At 72.3% G+C, this 8,463-nt stretch carries 8 protein-coding genes; 5 read left to right on the plus strand and 3 right to left on the minus strand.

The genetic code is table 11. The features are described 5' to 3' along the window. A partial coding sequence (locus C1J00_RS32765; protein WP_245936589.1) for an amidase family protein occupies positions 1-809 on the minus strand: 809 nt, incomplete at its 3' end. Positions 810-826: 17 nt separating this feature from the next. Further along, positions 827-1,774, minus strand: a complete 948-nt coding sequence (locus C1J00_RS32770) for a D-2-hydroxyacid dehydrogenase (RefSeq protein WP_102912610.1) — start codon at positions 1,772-1,774, stop codon at positions 827-829. Positions 1,775-1,971: 197 nt separating this feature from the next. Here C1J00_RS32770 and C1J00_RS32775 point away from each other — a divergent pair, with 197 nt between their 5' ends. The 4 genes from C1J00_RS32775 to C1J00_RS32790 all read left to right on the plus strand — a co-directional run bounded on the left by C1J00_RS32775 (position 1,972) and on the right by C1J00_RS32790 (position 5,419). After that, a complete protein-coding gene (locus tag C1J00_RS32775) occupies positions 1,972-2,790 on the plus strand; it encodes a maleate cis-trans isomerase family protein (RefSeq protein WP_102912611.1) in 819 nt (272 codons plus the stop codon). Next, positions 2,787-3,518: a maleate cis-trans isomerase family protein gene (locus C1J00_RS32780; protein WP_102912612.1), complete on the plus strand. Its 732-nt coding sequence runs from the start codon at positions 2,787-2,789 to the stop codon at positions 3,516-3,518. The genes C1J00_RS32775 and C1J00_RS32780 overlap by 4 nt, the downstream gene beginning before the upstream one ends. Positions 3,519-3,913: 395 nt before the next feature. Next, positions 3,914-4,183: a hypothetical protein gene (locus C1J00_RS32785; RefSeq protein ID WP_102912613.1), complete on the plus strand. Its 270-nt coding sequence runs from the start codon at positions 3,914-3,916 to the stop codon at positions 4,181-4,183. Between the two features lie 117 nt (positions 4,184-4,300). Next, a complete protein-coding gene (locus C1J00_RS32790; protein ID WP_102912614.1) occupies positions 4,301-5,419 on the plus strand; it encodes an LLM class flavin-dependent oxidoreductase in 1,119 nt (372 codons plus the stop codon). Here the strand turns inward: C1J00_RS32790 and C1J00_RS32795 are convergent. Next, positions 5,389-7,254, minus strand: a complete 1,866-nt coding sequence (locus C1J00_RS32795; RefSeq protein WP_102912615.1) for a putative bifunctional diguanylate cyclase/phosphodiesterase — start codon at positions 7,252-7,254, stop codon at positions 5,389-5,391. The genes C1J00_RS32790 and C1J00_RS32795 overlap by 31 nt on opposite strands. Positions 7,255-7,561: 307 nt before the next feature. On the opposite strand from C1J00_RS32795, the gene C1J00_RS32800 reads away from it, so the two are divergent. Next, positions 7,562-8,463: M6 family metalloprotease domain-containing protein (locus tag C1J00_RS32800; protein WP_180989778.1), on the plus strand; the 902-nt coding region annotated here is incomplete at its 3' end.

Raw genomic sequence — 8,463 nt, forward strand, 5'->3', positions numbered from 1 at the left:
CCCAGCGACGGCGAGTACGCCACCCGCAGCCCGCGCACCCCGCCCGCCAGACCGTCCGTGTACGGACCGGCCGGGGCCGCGAGCGCCGACCAGTCGCGCGAGTCCGGGTGGCCGATGACGTCCATCAGCAGCGCCGCGTCCGCCGCGTCCCGGGTCATCGGACCCACGTGCGCCAGCGTGCCGAACGCGCTCGCCGGGTAGAGCGGCACCCGCCCGTAGGTCGGCTTCAGCGCGAAGATCCCGCAGAACGACGCCGGGATGCGGACGCTGCCGCCGCCGTCCGTGCCCAGCGACAGCGGTCCCGCGCCGAGTGCCACGGCAGCCGCGCTGCCGCCGCTGGAGCCGCCCGCCGTGCGCGAGGCGTCCCACGGGTTGCGCGTCACACCGCTGAGCGGCGAGTCCGTGACGCCCTTCCAGCCGTACTCGGGGGTCGTCGTCTTGCCCAGGAAGACCGCCCCGTGTTCCCGCAGCCGGGCCACGGACGGCGCGTCCTCGTCCCAGTGCCCGGCCGCCGGGTCCACGGCCTTCGAGCCGCGCAGGGTCGGCGCCCCGCGCTGCAGCAGGATGTCCTTGACGGTGACCGGCACCCCGTCGAGCAGCCCGCGTGGCTCACCGCGCCGCCAGCGCTCCTCCGACTCCCGGGCCCGCTCCAGCGCGTCCTGGGCGGTCAGCCGGACGAAGGCGTTCACCTCCGGCTGGATCGCCTCGGCCCGCTCCAGCGCCGCCCGGGTCGCCTCCACGGGACTCCACTCGCCCTTGCGGTACCCGTCGAGGAGCCGTACGGCGGTCAGCTCGGTGAGCTCGGTCATCCACCCTCCAGGGAACGTCAGTGACCGGGTACATACCCACGCTGCTTGTCGACCACGTTCGTCAGTGGCTTCCCGGCCGCCCACCGTTCGTACAACTCCACGAACTGGGCGCCGAGCTCGTCCCGCCAGCCGATGGTGTCGCCGCTCATGTGCGGGGACACGATCAGGTCCGGCGCCTGCCACAAGGGGCTCTCGGCGGGCAGGGGCTCGTCCTCGAAGACGTCCAGGGCGGCACCCGCGATCCAGCGCTTGGCCAGGGCCTCGGCGAGCGCGTCCTCGACGACCAGCCGGCCGCGGCCGATGTTGACGAACCGGGCCGACGGCTGCATGAGGCCGAAGCGGCGGGCGTCGAACATTCCCTGCGTCCGGTCCGTGAGCGGCGCCGCCGCGATCACCCAGTCGGCCCGGGCGAGCAGCCGGTCCAGATCCTCGGGGCCGTGCACGCCGGAGCGCGCGGCGCGGCCCACGAGCGCCGTCGTGATGCCCAGCGCCCCCAGTGTGTGCGCGATCGCCCGGCCGATCGGCCCGGAGCCGACCACCACGGCCCGGGTCCCGGCGATCTTGTGCGACTCGCGGTGCCGCCAGGTCCGTTCCCGCTGGAGCTCCAGCGTCCGCGGCAGATCCTTGGCCATCGCCAGCACGAGCGCGGCGACGTACTCGGCGATCGGCTGGTCGAAGACGCCGCGCGCGTTCGTCACCACCGTGTCCGAAGCGGCGAGTTCCGGACACATCAGATGGTCCACCCCGGCGCTGGCCGTATGCACCCAGCGCGGCCGCGGGCCCTCGCCCGGCCAGGCGTCCCGCACGGCGTGCGAGGTGAAGTCCCACACCAGCAGTACATCCGCGCGCGGGAGGCGCGCGGCGAGTCCCGCCGCGTCGGTGTGTTCGATACGGGCGCGACCGGTGAGGCCGCCGAGGCGGGGGAGGGGTTCGGCGTCCAGGACGAGGAGGGTGGGAGTGGGCATGAGCAGCCGTTTCTCCAGCCGTTCGGCGGGGGCCGGCCGACCTTGGTGCGGCCGCCGGTGACGACATTCAACCCGGTGTTGACCAAGGAGTGATCCGGGCGGATTGACCACGCTCGCACCCGAACCTACCGTCGTCAACACGGGCGTTCCCACGATCCGTTGCACACTAGTTGCCCAGCGTGAGGCCGGTGCCTGCCATGGACGTCTCATTTCTCGGCGGGCCCAGCCCGCAGCGCGGGGTCGGCGTCGTCGCCCCCTTCGACTTCGCACTCGACCGCGAGCTGTGGCGCTGGGTTCCGGACGAGGTCTCCCTCCATATGACCCGCACACCGTTCGTGCCGGTCGAGGTGAGTCTCGACCTGGCACGCCTGGTCAGCGAGCACGAGACGCTCAGCGAGGCGGTCCGCACGCTCAACGCGATCGCCCCCGAGGTCGTGGCCTACGCCTGCACGTCGGGCAGCTTCGTCGGCGGCATGATGGGCGAGCGGGCGATGTGCGAGGCGATGAGCCGGGCCGGTGCCGTACCGGCGATCACCACCTCCGGCGCGCTGCTGGAGGCCCTGGTCGAGCTGGACGTACGCCGGGTGGCGCTGGTGACGCCGTACACGGTCTCGGTGACGCGGTCCCTGGAGGCCTACGTCGCCCAGGCCGGTGTCACGATCTCCGGCTGCGCCTTCATGGGGCTGACCCGGCACATCTGGAAGGTCCCCTACCGGGAGGTGGTGGACATGGCCCGGCAGGCCGTCCGCGACGACGCCGACGCGCTGTTCATCAGCTGCACCAACCTGCCCACCTACGACGTGATCCCCCAACTGGAGGCCGAGCTGCGCATCCCGGTGATCTCGGCCAACCAAGTGACGATGTGGGCGGCACTGCGCCGACTGGGTACCCGTGCGGTGGGGCCGTACCAAGCGCTGATCAATCCGGCGGCGCGTTCCGGTCCCGCAGTGCCGGGGGCGCACCCCGGTCCCGTACTGCCGGAAGAAGAGCAGCAGCAGCAGGAAGGCTGGACATGACAGCGCTGGGATTTCTCTACCCGGGCCACTCCGCCGAGGACGACTATCCGCGCATCGAGCAGTTGCTGGGCAGCGACATCCGGGTGGACCTGGTGCACACCGACATCGGTGAGGACGCGCACCGGGTGGACGCGCTGCTGGAGATGGGCTCCGCCGGCCGGCTCGCGGCGGGAGTCCAGGAGTTGCGGCACGCCGGCGCGGACGCCGTGGTGTGGGCCTGCACGAGCGGCAGCTTCGTCTACGGCTGGGACGGCGCGCAGGAGCAGGTGCGCTCCCTGGCGCAGACGGCCGGCATGCCGGCGTCGTCCACGTCCTTCGCGTTCGCGCACGCGGTGCGGGAGCTGGGGGCGCGCAGGGTCGCGATCGGTGCGACGTACCCGGAGGACGTGGCGCAGCTGTTCGCGGAGTTCCTCCGCGCGGCCGGTGTGGAGGTCGTGTCGGTCAGCAGTTCCGGCATCATCACGGCCGCCGAGGTCGGCACGTGGGGCGAGAGCGAACTCCTCGCCCTGGCCAGGAACTCCGACCACCCCGACGCCGAGGCGCTCCTCCTCCCCGACACGGCCCTGCACACGGCGGCCCACATCCCGGCCCTGGAGAAGGAACTCGGCAAGCCGGTCCTCACTGCCAACCAGGTCACGGTCTGGGAGGGTCTGCGCCTGGCCGACCGGCGGGTGAACGCGCCGGAGCTGGGGGCGCTGTTCACGAGGGAGCCGCTCGTCCAGGCGTGAGGCGGAAGGCCTGTCCTCGCCCCCTGCGGCAGCTGCCGCAGGGGGCGAGCAGTATCGGCCCGGGCCGCTTCGCGGTTCACGCCCTCTCCTTGAGACACCGGCCGCTCGCGCCACCCGGCACGCACCAGTCGTCATGCGGTACGAGTGCCCCGGAGGGGTTGAGAAGGGGTGCCGTGCCCTCGAACACACCCTCCATGCGGGCCGGAATCGGTCCCACCCCTTCTTCGGGGCAGACTGGTGCAAATCATCTGTAATACCCCACCCGAAGTTGAGGAATGCTCAACTCCGCGGTATCAAGCGGCCCTTGGGTTGACCGAAAGCGCGTTCCCCTCCAGCTGTCCATCCCGTGCACACTGGCCACGTCCGCAGCCAGTCGTGCCGTGAAGGACTCCCCGATGGCCGAACCGGGCCCGTTCAGATCCCCCGCAAGCGCTGTCCAGCTGTCCGGGCGCCTGCTGTGCTGGTGCCTGGCCGCAGCCATGGCCTCCGCCGCCGTGGACGCCGTCCTCGACCCCCGGGCCCGCTGGTGGGGCACCATGTGGACGCTGCCCTGGTGGCTCGCCTGCGCGGCCGTCCTCGCGTGGTCCGTCCTGCGGGCGCGCGAGAAGGCCGACCGCCCGCCTCCGCACGACAGCGTGCCCAGCGACTGGGAACAGGCCGCCTGACCGCCCCGCCGCACCCTCAGGAATAAGCGGAGACAGTCCCCTGTTAACGCCGGAACGACAGCACCCGGCCCACAGCCGGAACGACGGCACCCGGCCCACAGCAGGAGGCACCCCACCGTGGCGGCAGACGAGACACGCGGCGCGGCAGACGAGATACGCGGCGCGGCCCGGGGCAGTGCCCCCGTCCCCCTCTCCGTACTGGACCTGGTCACCGTGGGGTCCGGCCGCACCGCCTCCGGCGCCCTGCGCACCAGCGTCGACCTGGCCCGCCTGGCGGAGAGGCGTGGCCTCCACCGCTACTGGGTCGCCGAGCACCACTCCATGCCGGGTGTCGCCTCCTCGTCCCCGGCCGTGATCCTCGCCCACCTCGCCGCCCACACCGACCGCATCCGGCTCGGCTCGGGCGGTGTGATGCTGCCCAACCACGCCCCGCTCGTGATCGCCGAGCAGTTCGGGACGCTGGAGGCCATGGCCCCGGGCCGGATCGACCTCGGCCTCGGCCGCGCCCCCGGCACGGACGGCGCCACGGCCGCCGCCCTGCGCCGCGCGGACCGGCTGAACGAAGGCGCCGACGACTTCCCGCAGCAGCTCGCCGAGCTGATCCGCTTCCTCGACGACGACTTCCCCGACGGGCACCCCTACAGCCGCATCCACGCCGTACCGGGCCCCGTCCAGGCCACGTCCCCCGGCGGTGTCCAGTCCCCGCACCGCCCGCCGGTCTGGCTGCTCGGCTCCTCCGGCTTCAGCGCCCGCCTCGCCGGCACCCTCGGGCTGCCCTTCGCCTTCGCCCACCACTTCTCCGCGCAGAACACCGTCCCGGCCCTGGACCTGTACCGGGAGTCCTTCCGGCCGTCCGCCGTGCTCGACGAGCCGTACGCCCTCATCGGCGTCTCCGCGCTCGCCGCCGACGAGGAGAAGGATGCCCGCCGGCAGGTGCTGGCCGCGGCCCTCAGCATGGTCCGGCTGCGCACCGGGCGCCCCGGCCTCGTGCCCACCCCGGAGGAGGCGGAGGCCTACGAGTTCAGCCCGATGGAGCGCGACTTCGTCGACTCCTGGAACGCCAACGTCGTCCACGGCACACCCGACGAGGTCCGCTCCGGCCTGGACGACCTCGCCAAGCGCACCGGCGCCGACGAGCTGATGATCACGGCCAACGCGCACGGTGGAGACGTCCGTCTGCGTTCCTACGAGCTCATCGCCGACGCCTACGGTTTGCCGACGCCCGCCTCCGCCTGAACGTCCGGCGTGCCCAGCAGTTCGGAGATACGGTCCGGCGGCACCGGACGGGAGTAGAGCCAGCCCTGCCCGGTGTCGCAGCCGATGCTGCGCAGCCTGGTCGCCTGGGCCGAGGTCTCCACGCACTCGGCCGTGACGGTCAGCCCGAGCCGGTGCGCGAGCTGGATCATCGCCTCGACGACCACCTCGTCGGCCGGGTTGGCGCGAGCTGCCGCCTCCCGGTCGTCGTACTGGAAGCCCCGCACGAACGATCCGTCCAGCTTCAGCACCGACACCGGCAGCCGGCTCAGGTAGGCGAGGTTCGAGTAGCCGGTGCCGAAGTCGTCGATGGCGATACGGACACCCATGTCGCTGAGGGCCTTCAGGGTCTGCAGCGGGCGGCCCGCCGAGCCCATCACCGCCGACTCGGTCAGTTCCAGCTGGAGCAGATGCGGAGCGAGGCCCGTCCCGGCCAGGGTCTCCGCGACGTCCGCCACCAGGTCGGAGTCCCAGACCTGACGTACCGCCACGTTCACGCTGACGAAGATCGGCGGCTCGTCGGGGTGGTCCAGCTGCCAGCGGCGGGCCTGCTCACAGGCCGTGCGCAGCACCCAGCGGCCCAGCGGGACGATCGAACCGTCCTCCTCCGCGAGTCCGATGAACCGATTCGGCGTCAGTACGCCGAACTGCGGGTGGTTCCAGCGGATGAGCGCCTCGACGCCGTGCAGCCGGTCGTCCTCCATGCCGACCAGCGGCTGGTACTCCAGCCGGAACTCGCCCCGCTCGATGGCCGGCCGGAGCGTGGAGGCGAGCGCCTGGCGGGTCATGCGGTGCGCGTTGCGCTCCGGGTCGAACAGGGTCCAGCGGGCCTTGCCGTCGGTCTTCGCCCAGTACAGCGTGGTGTCCGCCGCCTGCATCAGCGCGGTGGGGGTGGTGCCGGCCGCGTGCCGCTCCACGACGCCGATCGACGCCGAGACCGACAGACGCTGGCCGGAGATGTCGAACGGGTCCTGGATCGCCCGCAGCACCGACTCGGCCAGCTCGGCCAGCTGTTCGGTGCCCGTGGAATCCTCGACGAGCAGCGCGAACTCGTCCCCGCCGAGCCGGGCCACCAGCGGGATGCTGGGGCGTGAGTGTCCGGCCTCGTCCGCGCAGCGCGTGAGGCGCTCGGCGACGGCGGCCAGCAGCCGGTCGCCGACACGGTGGCCGAGGGTGTCGTTGATGGCCTTGAAGCCGTCCAGGTCCAGGTAGCACAGTCCGATCCGGCCCGTGCCGCTCTGTTCGTACGACTCCGCTTCCAGCGCGGCCGACAGCCGCTCGAAGAACAGTGTGCGGTTGGGCAGTCGGGTCACCGGGTCGTGCATCTGCAAATGGCGCAGCCGGGCCTGGAGTTCCCGGCGGGCGCTGATGTCGGCGACGGACAGCAGCACACCGCTGTCGTCGGCCGGCAGCGGGGTGACCGTCACCTGCACCCACAGCGAGCGCCCGTCGGGGTGCTTGAGCCGGCGCGTGCAGCGCAGCCGGGACTGCCGTCCGCGCAGCACCTCGCGGTAGGCGTGCCAGCTGCGGGCGTCGGAGGTGAGGTCGACCAGATCGGCGGCGACCGACCCGGCCAGCCCGTCCGCGCTGCCGCCGAGCAGCGCGGCGAGCGAGTCGTTGGCGCTGACGACCATGCCCTCGCGGTCCACGACGGCCATGGCGAGCGGGGCGGCCGTGAAGACGGACCGGTAGGGCAGCCGGGACGGGGGCTCGGTACGGGGAGACGTGTCGATCTCACTCTCTGTGACGACCGGCCGGTCCAGGTCTGCCGCGGGCGCCGGCCCTTCGGAGGTTCCGCTCACCGCTCGCTCCCGCATGTATTCGATCTCTGTCCGTGCAGGAAAGGTCAGGAAAGTGTGCCGATCATAGAGGCTGGCCCGGGGGCCTTCCAGCCGGTGTCCAGTCTTCCCGGCCAGCCGGCCCTTCTGCCAGATCGTTTCTGCACGCGCCTGGACGGCTTCTTCAGGCCGCCGACCAGTTGTGACGTTCTGTGAGTGCTTCGGGGATGTCGGCTTCCGCGATTTTTCGCCCCCTTCACCCGACCGGTGCAGGCAAACAGGGCGCAGTACGACAAATCATCACAGTCTGGGTGCGGTGTCCCGCGATCCGTACCCGGAGGTACCCGTGCCGCGTCCGTTTCCGCGCGCCCGACTGCGCAGCACCGCGGCCGTGTTCACCACCATGTCGGCGCTCGCCGCCACCTCTCTCGGCACCGGCCCCTCGGCCGCCGAGACCGACTCGGCCGCGCCCTGCGCCCTGACCCGGACCGACGCCCACCACTCGGAGGGCCTGGACACCTGGAACACCGCCTATCCGCGCCCGGCCCGGTCCCTGGACGCGGTGATGGTCTTCCTGTCCTTCCCGGACTCCCACCCGCTGACCACGCCACAGGAGCTGACCGCCGACCACTTCCCGGCCACCACCCGCTTCTTCGAACGGGCTTCCTACGGCCGTTTCACCCTGCGTCCGCACTCGCTGCGGCACTGGGTCCAGATGCCGCAGCCGTCCACCGCGTACGCCATACAGCGCGACTGGAGTCCCGGGCGCCGGGCCGCCTACCTGCGCGACGCCCTCTCCGTGGCCGACCCGCAGGTGGACTTCTCGCGCTACGACGTCGTGTACTTCGTCGCCGACCCGGACGCGCCCGGTGTGGACTCCGACGCGACCAAGGTGGTGAACCTGACGAGCCCGCTGCGGGCCGACGGCACCGACCTGCGCCGGATCGTCACGGTGTTCGAGCAGCATCCGCCGGACCGGCTCGTCCTCGCCCACGAGACCGGGCACGTCTTCGACCTGCCCGACCTGTACCACCGGCCCGTGGACGGCAAGGGCGACTGGGACACGCACGTCGGCGACTGGGACCTGATGGGCAGCCAGTTCGGGCTCGCCCCGGACCTCTTCGCCTGGCACAAGTGGAAGCTGGGCTGGCTGGATCCGCAGCAGGTGCGGTGCGTGCGGGACGCCGGGCCCACGCGGCTGACCCTGGAGCCGCTGGCGGCGGGGCCGGGGGTGCCGACGACGGGGAC

The organism is Streptomyces cahuitamycinicus (assembly GCF_002891435.1).
Taxonomy (GTDB): Bacteria; Actinomycetota; Actinomycetes; order Streptomycetales; family Streptomycetaceae; genus Streptomyces; species Streptomyces cahuitamycinicus.